Here is a 15548-nt window from a genome sequence, read left to right on the forward strand (position 1 = left end):
TTTCCTCCCTTCTCAGTGAGAATCGTGTGCTGAATGATCTTCAGTCTGTTCTTCTGATTCGTGTTCTGAATGATCTGTTTCCTGTTCGGAGTGGTCTTCTCCATGTTCTGAATGACCTTCTGATTTAATAGAATGATCGATGTTCATTTCTTTATTTGGATCTAATTTCTCTAAATGATCCACTTCATCATGCTTGTGCAATTCATAGCCGGATTGCTCGCGGACTCTTACTGCATACTCTGAGTCTTTTGAGTGATCCACCCATCCAAGATGCGTGTTAGAGAATGTCATTTTTCCAGTTGTTCCCGGAAGCATTAGCTGATCATATTGATCCTGTGTTAATTCAGGAGCAGAGTCTTTTGTTTTCTCTACCCAGTCTTCAAATTTATCTTCAGGCATAGCTTCTACATTGAATGTATGTCTTTCAAAGCCTTTACCTGTAAAGTTTGCATTTCGTCCTGCATATGTTCCAGGCTCATCTGCCTGAAGGAAAAGCTTTGTCTGCATTCCTGACATCGCATATTTCTGTCCGCCTAATTGAGGAATCCAGAATGCTGTCATCGTATCAGCAGAAGATAGTTTAAATTCAACTGCACGATCTTCAGGAATGTTTAAGTAGTTAACCGTTTCAATTCCCTCTTCTTCATAAGAGAAAATCCATTTCCAGTCAACAGATGTAGCATGTATGACTAAAGGTGCCTTGTCTTTTGAAGACTCAGGAGCCTCTTCTAGTGCATAGATGGTTTGCACTGTAGGAATTGAAAGTGCAATAACGATAATGATTGGAATAACCGTCCATACAATTTCAAGGAATTTGCTTCCTTCCATTTCAGGCGGTTCATATTCCATGTTGTCTTTGCGCTCACGATACTTCACAACAATGAGAGTAAACAGAACAAAAACAACAGCAAGAATGAATAGCATAAAACCTATCGACAAGAGAATAAGGTCACTTTGTGCAGCTGCAACTGGCCCTTTCGGATCTAGGATGACGAGTTCACTGCATCCGCCGAGTAAAAAAACAGAGAGTAATAGACCTAACGCTAAAAATGGTTTAAACAGCTTGAACACCAGGTTCACCTTCCTTCCTAATTAATAACTGATTCACTATAATCTGGATGCTAAAAGTGCATGCCTATAAATTATTTCAGAAAAACGATGATTTCGTTTTCTTTTTCCTCTATATGCTAGCAGAGCTAGCTTCCATATGTGATGCCATTTCTTAAATGTCACGAGAATTTCATCAGTCGTTCAAACAAATGTCACATTTTTATCATACTTTAGTCATATTTATGTAATTCCTTTCATTTATTGGAATTGAAAGTGCTTTAATGAAAATTTTTCTTTTTAAGGATAAGTTAGACAGTAGATTCGTCAAACCTTTTTTACCCAATTCTATATGTGATCAAACTCACAAGAGTCTTTCAAACTCTCAGCTTAGAAGACTTGCTGTAAATTTCTGTAAAAGCATGAAAAGGCAGTCTCAGCTTAAAGCCAAGACTGCTTTCCATTAATCAAATTTTAATTTTGACAGAGCGTCTGCTAAAGCCGGATTTGAAAGCTCATCATTTTGTTTTTTCATGTAATTCGCGACTTCTTTTTTTGATACTTTGCTGTTTTGGGTTTTTTTCTTCCTTTCTGTAAACGCAGAAAGTTTTTCCCTGTGGCCGCATCCGCAGACAAAGATCTGCCCTTCGCCCTCGCCTCTCAGTTCAAGCTTTTTGTGGCAGACAGGACATCTTGCGTTTGTTGTCCGTGACACTCCTTTGCGATACCCGCATTCTCTGTCTTGACAGACAAACATCTTGCCTTTTTTACCGTTCACTTCAAGCAGCAGCTTTCCGCACTCAGGACATTTTCGTCCTGTGATGTTATCATGCTTGAATTTCTTATCGCTATTTTTCACTTCTTGTACGACAGTCTTCGCATACCCCTTCATCTCCTGGATGAAAGCCTGCTTTGACAGCTTTCCTTTTGCGATTTGCGTCAGTTTCTGCTCCCATTCAGCTGTAAGCGCAGGTGATTTTAAATCCTGCGGCACAAGGTCCAGCAGCTGTTTTCCTTTTGAAGTGACGAATAGCTCTTTGCCTTTCTTTTCAACTAGGAAGCTGTTAAATAATTTCTCGATAATATCAGCACGGGTTGCTACCGTTCCAAGGCCCCCAGTTTCACCAATGACCTTCTTTAAATCAGCATTGCCGGACATATACTTCGCCGGATTTTCCATAGCAGACAACAGAGTTGCCTCGTTAAAGCGTGCAGGCGGTTTTGTTTCTCCTTTTGTCTGAGTAATGGACTGTATTTTTAAAAGGTCCCCTTTATTCAGTACAGGAAGTTTCTGCTCAGCGAGGCCTTCCTTCTCTTCATCCGTTTCAAACTCATAAACTTCCTTCCATCCTTGGGAAAGAACCACTTTCCCTTTTGCAAGAAACGTTTCCTGTCCAATTTTGCAAGTAATGGTCGTTTGTTCGTACTCAAAAGGGGGAGATAAAACAGCAAGGAACCGTTTGACAACCAGATCATATATTTTTCTTTCCTTATCACTGAAGGCAGACGCAATCACCGTTTCCTCTGTCGGAATGATGGCATGGTGATCAGATACCTTGCTGTCATCTACAAATGAAGGATTGCCCTTTATTGGTTTTTGAAGAATTTTCATCGCTGCTTTTGCATATGGCTTTACGCCGCACGCTTTTACTCTTTCGCTGAGCGTTTCGACAATATCTGAGCTGAGGTATCGGGAGTCTGTTCTCGGATATGTCAGAACTTTATGCTGTTCATACAGCTTTTGCATAATGGAAAGAGTCTCTTTAGCAGAATAGCCAAACCGTTTATTTGCATCACGCTGCAGCTCTGTTAAATCGTAAAGGCCCGGTGAAAAAGTCTTCTTATAAGCTTTGTCAGCAGAGATAATCACTGCGTCCTTGTCAGCAAGCTGTTTATTCAATGAATCGATTTTCTCTTTATCAAACGTCTTAATATCCTTCGTTTTTGCATCCTGCCATACTAGATGCAGGCCTGCGCTTGTATTTGCTTTTAAACCGTAATAGGCCTTCGGTTTAAATTGCTTAATTTCAATTTCCCGCTCTGCAATAATGGCAAGTGTAGGTGTTTGAACTCTGCCTGATGAAAGCTGGGCATTGTGTTTTGTTGTCAAAGCACGGGTAGCATTCATGCCGACAATCCAGTCAGCCTCTGCTCTCGCGACTGCAGAATGAAATAAATTTTCATATTCTTTGCCGTTTTTCAGCTTTTTAAATCCCTCTTTAATGGCTTTATCCGTTACAGATGAAATCCAAAGACGCTTAATCGGTTTATGAATATGAGCCTTTTCAATAATCCACCTTGCAACAAGCTCGCCTTCCCGCCCTGCGTCTGTTGCAATGACAATTTCCGTTACATCTTTCCGGTTTAATAAAGCTTTAACCGCGTGAAATTGTTTGCTTGTTTTTTTAATAACGACAAGCTTCAGTTCCTGCGGCAGCATTGGCAGGTCTTCCATTTTCCACGTTTTATAAGAATCACTGTAAGCCTCAGGATCTGCATGCGTCACAAGATGCCCAAGCGCCCAGGTAACAATGTACGTACTGCCTTCAAAGTATCCGTTGCCTTTTTTTCCGCATTGTAAAACTCTTGCCAAATCCCTTCCTACAGAGGGTTTTTCTGCAAGTACGACGATTTTTCCCATAGTCACATTCCTCACTTTCATTCGATATTATATGGTATCACAAAATGCAGCCGTAATATTTGAACCAATCATGATAGGGATCATCAAAATCTATGCAGCTTGCACCTCTCCATTTCTGACTATAAAATTGGCAGGATGGAAATCATCGTGCAATAGAATAAAGGGACGATCTTTCATGATTGCCTCAGTTTTCATCGATGAACCTTATTGTTTTCTCGCCATATTCTAAATGAATACCGCTTTCTTTGTTAGAAAGCGCTTTTGCAAACAGCTAATAATTTCAAGTCGCTTGAAAAACCTTTATCTAATTTTTCTATATGTGTAAATCTGTCAAAATACATGGCTAAATTAGTTTCTCTCATCGGATTCCCCTTATGGCTTAAACCAAGTTTCCCCTTTTATGTTACCATAATTAGAAGAGATTCGTGATTTTGACAAGCAGAAAGTGAGGTACCTTGATGCACTCCGAAGTACAGCTTTATTTCCGCAAAGCAAAAGAAGAACATCTGGAGGATATGCACATGCTCCGGACTAAGATTCTTTCAGCCCTGCCTGGGGCAAAAGAAGGATTTGAATACGGATTTCCCGTTTATTACATGAACGGTGAGCCCCTCGTCGGCTATGCCGGAAGACAAGAAGGTCTCATGTTTTATGTAATGAATCCGAACATCGTAGCAGCCTATCATGAAGACCTTGCAACCCGTATTACAGGGAAAACCTGTATTATTATAAAAGAAAATTCTCAAACTTCTAAGCAAACTATTTTAAGATGCATAGATAATATGCTAACAGATTTAATGAATAAGCATGTCATGTAGCAGCGGAATCGCTGCTTTTTTTTGTAAATATACTTTATGCAGAATAAGAGGCAGTGCCATAATGTTCCGGCTTTCCGGTATAGCTTAAAACATAAGGATTTAGTATGATGGTAGAATGAATATTTTAGAATGCAGCGGAGGGTTAAATAGAATATGAGTTTACTTACAATTGAGAAGTTAAGCCACAGCTTTGGCGACCGGATCTTATTTAAAGACGTTTCCTTCAGACTTTTGCCTGGAGAACATGTTGGTCTTGTCGGCGCAAATGGTGTTGGAAAATCGACCATGATGAACATTATTACGAAAGAGCTGATCCATGATTCAGGCAAAGTGGAATGGACACCCGGCGTTCATTACGGATACCTTGACCAGCATACTGTGTTATCAAAAGGGAAAACAATTAGAGACGTTTTAAGAGACGCTTTCTTGCCTTTATATAAAAAAGAAGAAGAATTGAACGAAGTCATTGGACTTATGGGCAGTGCGAGTCCAGAAGAACTGGAAGAGCTGCTTGAGAAAATGGGGGAAATTCAGGATCACCTTGATGCCGGCGGATTCTATTCCCTGGATATTAAGGTAGAGGAAGCAGCACGCGGTCTTGGCCTTGATGCAATCGGACTTGACCGTGACGTATCTGCACTGAGCGGAGGACAGCGGACAAAGGTGCTTTTGGCAAAGCTTCTGCTTGAACAGCCTGAGGTTCTCCTTCTGGATGAGCCTACCAACTATTTAGATGTTGAGCATATCCAATGGCTGAGCCATTATCTGAAAGAATACCCAAACGCATTTTTGCTGATCTCCCATGATACTGAATTTATGAATGGTGTCGTTGATGTTATTTTCCACTTAGAATTTTCCAAGCTGACACGCTATACGGCTACTTATGAAAAATTCCTGGAGCTTGCGGAAATCAATAAAAACCAGCATCTTCATGCTTATGAAAAGCAGAAGGAATTCATTAAAAAGCAGGAAGATTTCATTGCAAAAAATAAAGCGCGCTACTCAACTACCGGACGTGCAAAAAGCCGTCAAAAACAGCTTGACCGCATCGACCGGATTGACCGTCCTGAAACAGCGATGAAGCCGACCTTTGAATTTAAAGAGTCACGAGGAAGCAGCCGATTTGTGTTTGAAGGTAAAGACGTTGAAATTGGATATACACACCCGCTTCTTCCAAAGCTCACTATGACCATTGAACGAGGAGAGAAAATTGCGATTGTCGGGTGCAATGGAGTAGGTAAATCTACTCTGCTCAAAACGATCTTAGGGAAAATAAATCCATTAGGCGGTAAGATCCAGCTAGGTGATTTCCTTTTCCCTTCATACTTTGAGCAGGAAGTTAAAGCAGAGAATATCACGCCAATTGATGACGTCTGGAATGCATTCCCCGGCCTTGATCAGCATCAGGTTCGTGCGATGCTTGCACGAGTTGGCTTGAAGAATGAGCATATATCCCGTCCATTAAATCAGCTTAGCGGCGGAGAGCAGGCAAAAGTCCGCTTATGCAAATTGCTCCAGTATGAAAGCAACTGGCTCCTTTTCGATGAGCCGACAAATCACTTGGATGTAACAGCCAAAGAAGAATTAAAGCGCGCATTAAAAGCATACAAAGGCACAGTCATTCTCGTATGCCATGAGCCTGACTTCTACGAAGACTGGATTACAAAGGTCTGGAACGTGGAAGAATGGGCAGAAGCAGGCAAGTGAGCCGACTGGATGGCTTCAGAATGAAGCACAATAGATAAACAAAGCATCCCCGCAAGGAATCTGCGGGGATGTTTTGTTTATTTTATTAGATTCTTGAACAGATGCCTTTGGATGCACTTCAAGCGTTCCGGTATATTCTATCATTCCTATTTCACAATTTTCACCGATCGTTATGTGATTTCCTCTAACTAACTTAGCTTTAGTAAAATCAAGCTGTATGTTGTCTCCTTCAATAACCTCCGAGTGAAGACAAGGGTCAGATTTTAAAAATTGAAACAGCCGCCTAAATAGATTAAATGACTTGTCATTGCTGGCCGTAATCTTCTCGCCGCCAATTTCCTTCATCTTAGAAACTCAGTCTTCCTCGCCACACCGTATCCTTCACTCATCTTGAAGTTCAATCAATTCCATAGTTTAAAAGTGGAAAAAACAGCAAAGTATACGAAAAGAGCCAACATAAAAACGGACCTCTCAATTAAAAAGAAGTCCATTTTTGTGAATCAATCTTTATCACTCAAACCCTACACTCATCGTATCAGGATGTGAACCGGCACGGCTGTCCTGATTTAGACCATCGATTTCTGCAATTTCTTCTGAGGTGAGTTCGAAATCAAATATATCAGCATTTTCAACAATCCGCTGTTCTTTAACGGATTTAGGGATCGTGATGACTTCATGATGGAGATCCCAGCGTAAAATCACTTGAGCAATCGATTTATTATATTTTTTAGCGATTTTTTCAATAACAGGTTCATTTAGCAGCTGGCCCTGCTTTAAGGGGGACCATGCTTCGAGTCTGATTTCTTCTTTTGTGCAGTAAGCCATAAGGTCTTTTTGAGTGAGATGAGGGTGAAACTCTACCTGATTGACCATCGGTTTTATTTCAGCGGCAGCAATGAGATCCTCAAGGTGATGAATCTGAAAATTGCTGACGCCGATTGCACGTACACGTCTTTCTTTGTAAAGTTTCTCGAATGCTTTCCATGTTTCTTTATATTTGTCTTTTCCAGGCCAGTGGATTAAATAAAGATCAAGATAATCAAGTCCAAGTTTGTTCATACTTGTCTCAAATGCATTCAATGTGGATTCATATCCCTGCTCACTGTTCCAGAGCTTCGTTGTAATAAACAATTCTTCCCTTGGAACTCCGCACTCCTTGATCGCCTGGCCGACGCTTTCTTCATTTTGATATATCGCAGCTGTATCCACGCTTCTGTATCCGTTTTTGATGGCAGCTTTAACGGACTGAACGGCTTCTTCTCCATTTTTTACTTTAAAAACACCCAGTCCCATCCATGGCATTTTCACTCCATTGCTTAGTATAACGCTGTCTTTTAAATTAGCTGGTTTCATTTCTTCGTCCTCCCTTTTTTAATCACTTACTATATACCCTAAGTGGAACTCAAATCCTCTTACTTACTGAACATTCTCCACCATATTAGGCTTCTGAATTTTAACTGCCTCTGCCTTTTCATCCGCTCCTGCGACCAATGCATCAGGCATCCAGCCGCTCTTCTAAATGCATTTATCATGTTAATAACCGTGGTCTTCCCTCCAATTAGGTGTCAATGTTACATCCAAATAAGATTTCCTAATTTAAATTTACAAAGTTATTACTATACCGTATCATAAAGGACAACAGCGCTTACATCCTGCATACTACCAAATCACAAAACAAAAGAGGTCGTAAAAAATGGCGAATGTTCAATCACTCGAACGGGCTCTCACATTATTAAACAAGCTCTCCGAATATCCAGAAGGCATCCAAATCTCGCGTTTAGCAGAGCAAGTTGGGCTAACTAAAAGTACAGTTCATAGATTGCTTGCCACTTTAACGAACATGAACTATACGATTAAAGATGAAGAAACTGACAAATACAAAATTGGGCTTCAAGTTCTTTTTCTTTCAAGGAACTTAATCAACAACATAAATGTTGTCACCATAGCAAAGCCTTTTCTGGAAAAACTATGCCAGGAAGTGAACGAAACGATTCATTTGTGCATAGAGGACCGCGGGGAAGTGATATACATTGATAAAATAGAAAGCAATCAGACCATCCGGATGTATTCCCGAATCGGCAGCCGCGCACCAATCTATTGTACCGCGGTAGGTAAAGTGCTGTTATCCGGTATGGATAAGGATAAAAAGAATGAAACAATTTCAAAAATGAAGTTTATTCCTAAAACTCCTACTACCATTACATCTAAGGAAGAATTCCTGGAAGAAATCGAAAAGGTAGATTCTCAAGGCTATGCCCTGGACAACTCAGAAAATGAAGCTTCGCTCATGTGCATCGCCTTCCCAATCTTTGACCATAATGGCAAAATCATTGCCAGCTTCAGTGTTTCCGGACCAAACAACCGTGTAACCCCTGAACTCATCGAAACTACACTGATTGGAAAAATGAAGCAGTGCAGCATTGAAATTTCAAGGAACCTTGGCTATAGCGGCTAGAAAGTAAGTCGTAATCCGTATGTCGGGATTGCGGCTTTTTTGATAATGAGTTTGAAGAGATTCCAGATAACTTTTGGTTCAGATTTTCTTCATTTTCCCATTCCCTCATTAATGAAAAGAAAGAAAGACATCCAATATGTCTTCCTTTCTCCGTCTATAACACGGAAGCTTTCTTATCTCCCTGCAGAATTATTTTATTGCGGTTATTTTTCTTATTCATAAACTGAGCCCAGTAGGCCGTAAGAATCGGCACTAATATAGAAGTCACAATTACAGAGGCTGCTACCAACGCCGTAGCTGCTTCTGCTACTGGCAAGAATTCCGGCTTAATATTAGCGATAATCATTGGATTGGCTACCGCGGCACCCGCCGTACTTGATGCAGCAAGACCTGCTGTTCCATTTCCGCCGCCAAGGAATTTATCTGCAAGCATTAATGGGATGCCAGTTACCACAATGACTAAAATCCCCAGAATGATACCAGCAAGACCCGTTTTTGCTATAACCGTTAAATCAATCGAACTCCCTAACGCAAAGCCAAAGAACGGAATCATTACATGCACCGCTCTGCTGAAGAATTCACGCAGATCGGTATCGAGATTTCCAAGAATGAACCCAATCAGGAATGGCAGAACAGCCCCGACAAACGCCTGCGGTTCAAAAGCAGCGAGGCCCGTTGTCCCTAGAATCAGCATCGTAACAAGCGGTCCGGATTCAAGCGACATTAAAACAAATGCTCCCGCTTCTTCCTTCGTTCCATACTGCTGCATGATGGAAGCATACAAGCCGCCATTCGTCATATCCATCATCGCAACTAGTGCCAGAACGGATAGACCGGCGAAGAGCCCCGATTGAATGCCTCCATCCGGAATAAAAGCAGATGCCACAATTGCCACGACCCAGGCAACGGCAATTTTGGTTACTACAAGCGTCCCAGATTTCCGCAGCACAACACCTGTCGCTTTAATATTAATGCTCGCACCCATACAGAAGAACCAAACAGCCAAAATTGGCACCGTTCCTGTCATCAGGCCGTTGGTAAAGGAACCGAAATACTCTCCAGATCCAGGTGCCAGAGTATGGATAATGGCACCAAGGAATAACGGGACAAGCATTAAACCGCCTGGAATTCGTTCAATCGTTTTCATAATTTTCATATCTCTCTACCCTTCCAATAAGTTAATGTCCTAAGCAAATCTTTTCGGTAGATTCATGATGTTTTAATATTCTTACTATTCTCTGGAGAACTGGACACATTTATTGCCCGTTTCGCCTCTTACCGTGCGAGCCAGCCGCCATCAACTGCCAGAACATGCCCATTCATGTAGTCAGAAGCCCTGCTTGCTAAAAAGACGACAGCCCCCATCAAATCCGAGGTTGATGCCCATCTTCCTGCCGGGATACGAGAAATAATTTCTGCATTCCGCTGCTCATCAGCACGAATTGGGGCAGTATTCGCCGTCTCGACATACCCAGGAGCAATGGCGTTGATTTGGATATTATGTGCCCCTAATTCATTCGCAAACGCTTTCGTAAGACCCGCTACTCCATGCTTGCTCGCCGTGTAAGGCGGAATAAACTTGCCGCCCTGGAAGGAGAGCATTGAGCCGATATTAATGATCTTGCCCCGCTTCTGCCCGGCCATGACCTTTGCCGCTTCCTGGCTCAAAAAGTACACCGAGTTCAAGTTGACATCCATCACGGCATTCCAATCCTCTTCCGTATATTCAAGCAGCGGAGCTCGTCGGATCGTTCCGGCATTGTTGACAAGAATATCAATCTTCCCGTATACCTTCATACACCCATCCACTATTTGCTTCACGCTCTTTCTTTCAGACAGATCTGCCTGAAAGAAATGAACCTTCCTGCCTGTTTCTTTAATTAATGATCTTGTCTCTCCCCAATTCGCACCTCGGGCAGCAATGAATAAATCTGCCCCCGCTTTAGCAAGTGCCACCGCATAGGCCTGCCCAAGTCCTGAATTTCCACCTGTCACAATCGCTGTCTGGCCTGTCAGATTAAAATAATCCAATGAAAAATCCTTCATACTCATCTTGCCTGCACCTCCCCCGAAAACTTTTGTTTATCGCAGTTCATTCATACTTACAGCATCCATATCCCGATACGTCTTGTTCTCTCCGGCCATCGCCCAGATGAACGTGTAGCTGCCCGTTGCCACACCGCAATGAATGGACCATGGAGGAGAAATGACCGCCTCCTCATTCTTCATGACAATATGACGAGTCTGATCGGGCTCCCCCATCATATGGAACATTCTGTCCTGCTCATCCAAATCAAAATACAGATATACTTCCATTCGGCGGTTATGCGTATGAGTCGGCATCGAATTCCACACACTTCCCGCATGAAGCTTCGTCATTCCCATCGCAATCTGGCAGCTCTGAATGCCCTCCTCGTGAATCATCCGCTTGATCACCCGGTCATTCGCATTCACATTCGAGCCCATCCGATCTCCTTCAATGTCATTAAAAGCGACCTGTTGAGTCGGATACTCTTTATGCGCCGGCGCAGAAAATAAATAAAACTTCGCTGGATTTGCGGCGGAATCGCTTTCAAATAGCAGTTCCTTCTTCCCCATTCCTACATACAAACAATCCTTTGTTTTCATTTCATATGTATCACCATCAACTTTAATTTTTCCAGATCCGCCTACATTGAATATCCCCACTTCTCGGCGCTCCAGGAAATAATCTGCCTTAATCTCGTCATAGCCCTTTAAAGCAATCACATCTTCCAAAGGAGATATTCCGCCGACAATAGCCCGGTCCTCCATGGAGTAAACAAGCTTAATTTCTCCTGCTTCAAATAACGCCTCAATCAGGTAATGTTCTCGAATCTGTTCCGTTGTGAAAGTTTTTGCGTGCTCCGGATGTGTAGAATATCTAATTTCCACCGTTTCTCTCTCCTTTTATGCTGCAAATAATTTTTAAAACGCTTTCAAATAACAGCTAATTCATGTACTGATCTTTACTGCTTGTCCTTGATGATGTCATCCCTTTTACGAGGGAAATTATTACAAACGTTATATTAGATTTACACTGTTCCACATCGTGGTACAACGTTCCATAATTTAATTATAGCGCTTTCATTTTTAGAAAGCTAGAGGGATTTTCAAAAAATTCAAAGGTTTTAATAAACAAGTTAGACTATTGTTTTACGGACTTGCACCTTTTAGCTTATGAACATACCCGGCACAAAAAAAGACCAAGCCCATTTTACGGGCTTAGCCTTCAACTCATCGCATGCTTTAATGCTTTATCAATAATTCTTGTCAGCTGCCAGTCCTCCAGATCGATGCCATAAATAAGGAGAACGGCAAGGGTATAAACAGCTTTAAATCGTGCTAATTCAGACGCTTCTTCACTTATTTGCCCGTATTCTTCAAAAAAAGAGGACCTTGCTTCTAAAGGAAGAAGGCTGTAAGCAGCTGACAAATCAATGGCAGAATCCCCAATATGAGTATCTCCCCAGTCAATGATGCCAGTCAGTGAACCCTTTTCGTTCACTAAGATATTTCTAAGATGCAAGTCTCCATGCACTAGACACTTTTCAGATGCTTCACCAATTGGGACAAGCATCTCTGCATATTTATGCAGCTGTTTGATAGTATCACTTTCCGGACGAAGACTGTACAGCTTTTCTGCAGTTTTATTTAGCATCGGAATTCGTTTGTTCATATCAAGTCTTCCGAGGCAATCATACTTAACTCCCGCCATCAGTGCTTTATCCACAGGAATTGCATGAAGGGTTTTTAAAAACTTTGCCAATGGAATGGCCATGCTGGCGCGCTGCTTTTCCGTTAATTCAGCTGGAGGCTGGCCTGGCAGAAAAGAATAGCCAAGATATGGCCATTTATAGTCAAATCCAGGGGAACCGCTGAAAATAGGCACTGGTATCGCTATTCCCATGTCAGGCAGCATGGGCAGAAGCCGCTCTTCTGTTTGCAGTAAATCGACAGCAATCTGCCTGCGGGGGAACCTGAAAACATAACATCCGTTGACTTGGAATACCGTATTGTCAAATCCTTTTCCGAGCAGTTTCGCATGAACAGGGTGAAGCTCGGGAAAATCTTTTGTGATTAGCTTTTCCGCCAGGGACTCTGATACCGTTTGTTCTGGAGACCAAGGATTTCCCACAGCATTTACCTTGGCCTTCTTGGTACTTTTCCGCGATTGGATTGTGATCCTCTTTTTGCTTTTTCAGGACGGTAAACCTGATCTTTGTTTTTGGGCTGAGATGTGTATTCGGAAGAGGGAATTTCAATCTTTTGTCTCGGAAGCTTTAGCGCAATCCCCTTTTCAATGGTATGGAGGTCGTCCATATCTTTTGGCGCGGCAAATGTTACAGCCACTCCTTCATCACCGGCTCTTCCCGTTCTTCCAATCCGGTGAATATATGTTTCTGCATCGAGAGGCATATCATAGTTATAGACATGGGTCACCCCTTCTACATCTAGTCCTCGTGCTGCTACGTCTGTGGCAATCAAATATTGAATTTTGGCTTCGCGAAATAGTTTCATTACCTTTTCTCTTTTTGCCTGTGATAAATCGCCGTGGAGCTCTTCTGCTGCATACTTCCGAGCCTTCATTGCATCAAACAGTCTGCCTGCCCTTATTTTTGTCCTGCAAAAGATAATCGCAAGGAAGGGACGCTGCTCGTCTAAAAAGCGAAAAAGAGCCGCCTGCTTAGCCCTGTCGTTCGTTTCAACTACAAGCTGTGTAATTTTTTCAACAGTAATCTGCTTTTCCTGAACTGTAATATCTTTGGGATTTGTCATATATTGCCTGGACAAGTCTCTGACTTTATTTGTGATTGTTGCTGAAAACAGCAGTGTCTGTCTGGAATCGAAGGTTTGGGCTATAATTTCTTCAATATCTTTCTGGAAGCCTGCCTGAAGCATTTGATCAGCTTCATCAAGGACAAGAGTGGATACTTTTGAAAGATCAATTGTCTCCCTCCTTATGTGATCCAGGATGCGTCCCGGTGTCCCTACAGCAATGTGAATGCCGCGACCCAGTTTTTTAATCTGACGCTCCACATCCTGGCCTCCATAAATGGCAAGAACTCCTGCCTCATTCAGTCTGTCTGTAATCTTCTTTATTTCTGCCGTGATTTGGATGGCAAGCTCTCTGGTCGGAGTAATAATCAGCGCCTGGACTTCTTTATCCTCCGTGTTGATTTTTTCAAGAATCGGCAAAACAAATGCAAGCGTCTTTCCCGTTCCTGTCTGGGCTTTCGCTATAATATCCTCACCTTTAAGGACAGCAGGAATTGCTTTCTCCTGAATTTGAGTAGGGCTTGAAATACCTTGGTGCTTTAGTGCTTTATTTAATCTATCGGAAATTCCTAATGCTGAAAACGTCATTCTTCTCATATATCCTCTCTATTATCCGTCGTTGCTTAGATTCTTATTGTACACTGTATTTCATGAAAAAACTCAGACAAGTGAACCTCTATTTCCCAGAAAATATCACTATCTTTTTACTGCAGTCATATGAATCCCGTTTTTGATGCGGAGAGAGACAAGCGGTTCTGGCATCAGAGCTCGCTTCTCATCCGCAAACTCTAACCGAAAATGCTTTAGGACTGCTGCAGAGATCAGCACAGCTTCCATCATGGCAAATTGGCTTCCTATGCATCCCCTTGACCCTGCTCCAAACGGAAAATATCCGTATATCGGAATCTGATCTTTCTTTTCTTTTGAAAAACGATCAGGCATAAATTCTTCCGGAGAAGTGAAATAAGCTGGATTTCTGTGCAGGACGTAAGGGCTGATCAGGAAGATGGAGCCTTTCTTAAATGTCTCATTTAAGATTTCAGCATCCGCCTTTGCCTCCCTGAGCATAATCCACGCAGAAGGATAAAGTCTTAGTACTTCCTGTATAACTTGATTGGTATAAGGCAATTTTTTTAGATTTTCAAACTTTAAGCCGTTGCCAAAAAAGTCCAGTTCACTAAGCACTCTTTCCTCAGCAGCGGGATGTTTGGCAAGAAGGGCAAAGACCCACGTTAATAAATTTGCAGTCGTTTCATGTCCTGCAATTAATATCGTGACAATTTGATCTCTTATTTCTTTTTTCGATAATGATTGACCGTTCTCATATTTTGTTTCAAGCAGCAAAGACATAAGGTGATCTCCTGAAGACTTCTTCATTCCTTCTTCCATTAGATAATCAGCCAGTTCATTCAGTGTTTTGACTCCTCTTTTGTAGTTTCTATTTTGAGCAGTAGGCAAAAAATCAGGGAAAGGAAAGGGTGTCAGCAAGGATTTTGCCGTTTTTTCAATGATTTCGCTTACTGCTTTAGTAATATGAGTCGTATTTGGAGAAAGATCAACTCCAAACATTGTTTTGACGATGATCCGAAGCGTCAGATTCATCATATCTTCATGAATTGGCCTGGTTTCTCCGGATTCCCATGAGCTGATCATTTCCTGAGTCATTGAGGTTACAGTTTCTGCATAACCGGCGATTTTTCGTTTATGAAAGGCAGGCTGCATCATTTTCCTCTGCTGCCTATGCTCCTCGCCCTCGCTTGTTAAAACACCGCTTCCAAGTGTTTTCCCAAGTGTCCGTGCAGAAGAACCTTTTTCAAAATACTCTTCTTTTACAGTTAATATCTGCTTAACAGCTTCTCTGGAATGGATTATGTAAGATGTATTCTTTGAATGAGGATTTATGGCAACGATGTCCCCTTGTGTATGGGTTTTTAAAAGAAAAAGAAGAGGGTCTTTTCGAAATTCTATATAGTTCCGCAGCTGGCTTCCGCCTAAAGGTACAATCATATCAATTCTCCTAAACAGATTCGTTACTAATAGTATACAGCAGCCCTGTAAATTAATCAGATTCAGGGAATGCTTT

At 41.9% G+C, this 15548-nt stretch carries 13 protein-coding genes; 3 read left to right on the plus strand and 10 right to left on the minus strand.

Annotated features, from left to right (window positions below; genetic code table 11):
• Nucleotides 1-12: 12 nt before the first annotated feature.
• Together qoxA and K8L98_RS24275 are read right to left on the minus strand one after the other, a co-directional pair.
• On the minus strand, nt 13-1071 hold the full coding sequence (gene qoxA, locus K8L98_RS24270) for a cytochrome aa3 quinol oxidase subunit II (RefSeq protein ID WP_223438726.1): 1059 nt from the start codon (nt 1069-1071) through the stop codon (nt 13-15).
• A gap of 439 nt (nt 1072-1510) precedes the next feature.
• Nucleotides 1511-3688: a DNA topoisomerase III gene (locus tag K8L98_RS24275; protein WP_223438727.1), complete on the minus strand. Its 2178-nt coding sequence runs from the start codon at nt 3686-3688 to the stop codon at nt 1511-1513.
• 458 nt (nt 3689-4146) lie between these two features.
• Between K8L98_RS24275 and K8L98_RS24280 the strand changes: the two genes are divergently transcribed.
• Nucleotides 4147-4506 (plus strand): DUF1801 domain-containing protein, encoded by a 360-nt coding sequence (locus tag K8L98_RS24280; protein WP_223438728.1) that lies wholly within the window; start codon nt 4147-4149, stop codon nt 4504-4506.
• 153 nt (nt 4507-4659) lie between these two features.
• Complete coding sequence (locus K8L98_RS24285; RefSeq protein ID WP_223438729.1) at nt 4660-6213, plus strand: ABC-F family ATP-binding cassette domain-containing protein; 1554 nt, start codon at nt 4660-4662, stop codon at nt 6211-6213.
• A 15-nt stretch (nt 6214-6228) separates the two neighbouring features.
• On the opposite strand, the gene K8L98_RS24290 is transcribed toward K8L98_RS24285, so the two are convergent.
• Nucleotides 6229-6558 carry a hypothetical protein gene (locus tag K8L98_RS24290; protein WP_223438730.1) on the minus strand — a complete coding sequence of 110 codons (330 nt, stop codon included), beginning with the start codon at nt 6556-6558 and terminating at the stop codon, nt 6229-6231.
• A gap of 165 nt (nt 6559-6723) precedes the next feature.
• Nucleotides 6724-7566, minus strand: coding sequence for an aldo/keto reductase (locus tag K8L98_RS24295; RefSeq protein ID WP_223438731.1), 843 nt, complete (start codon nt 7564-7566; stop codon nt 6724-6726).
• A gap of 340 nt (nt 7567-7906) precedes the next feature.
• Between K8L98_RS24295 and K8L98_RS24300 the strand changes: the two genes are divergently transcribed.
• On the plus strand, nt 7907-8668 hold the full coding sequence (locus tag K8L98_RS24300) for an IclR family transcriptional regulator (RefSeq protein WP_223438732.1): 762 nt from the start codon (nt 7907-7909) through the stop codon (nt 8666-8668).
• A 154-nt stretch (nt 8669-8822) separates the two neighbouring features.
• Here the strand turns inward: K8L98_RS24300 and kdgT are convergent, their stop codons facing one another.
• From kdgT to K8L98_RS24330, 6 genes are all read right to left on the minus strand, one after another.
• Complete coding sequence (kdgT, locus tag K8L98_RS24305) at nt 8823-9824, minus strand: 2-keto-3-deoxygluconate transporter (RefSeq protein WP_223438733.1); 1002 nt, start codon at nt 9822-9824, stop codon at nt 8823-8825.
• Between the two features lie 119 nt (nt 9825-9943).
• Complete coding sequence (gene kduD / locus K8L98_RS24310; RefSeq protein ID WP_223438734.1) at nt 9944-10720, minus strand: 2-dehydro-3-deoxy-D-gluconate 5-dehydrogenase KduD; 777 nt, start codon at nt 10718-10720, stop codon at nt 9944-9946.
• Between the two features lie 30 nt (nt 10721-10750).
• On the minus strand, nt 10751-11581 hold the full coding sequence (gene kduI, locus K8L98_RS24315; protein WP_223438735.1) for a 5-dehydro-4-deoxy-D-glucuronate isomerase: 831 nt from the start codon (nt 11579-11581) through the stop codon (nt 10751-10753).
• A 337-nt stretch (nt 11582-11918) separates the two neighbouring features.
• Nucleotides 11919-12824, minus strand: coding sequence for a phosphotransferase (locus K8L98_RS24320; protein WP_223438736.1), 906 nt, complete (start codon nt 12822-12824; stop codon nt 11919-11921).
• 5 nt (nt 12825-12829) lie between these two features.
• A complete protein-coding gene (locus K8L98_RS24325; protein WP_223438737.1) occupies nt 12830-14062 on the minus strand; it encodes a DEAD/DEAH box helicase in 1233 nt (410 codons plus the stop codon).
• A 99-nt stretch (nt 14063-14161) separates the two neighbouring features.
• Nucleotides 14162-15472, minus strand: coding sequence for a cytochrome P450 (locus tag K8L98_RS24330; RefSeq protein WP_223438738.1), 1311 nt, complete (start codon nt 15470-15472; stop codon nt 14162-14164).
• Nucleotides 15473-15548: the final 76 nt, after the last annotated feature.

The organism is Metabacillus dongyingensis, from assembly GCF_019933155.2.
In the GTDB taxonomy this organism is placed as follows: Bacteria; Bacillota; Bacilli; order Bacillales; family Bacillaceae; genus Bacillus_P; species Bacillus_P dongyingensis.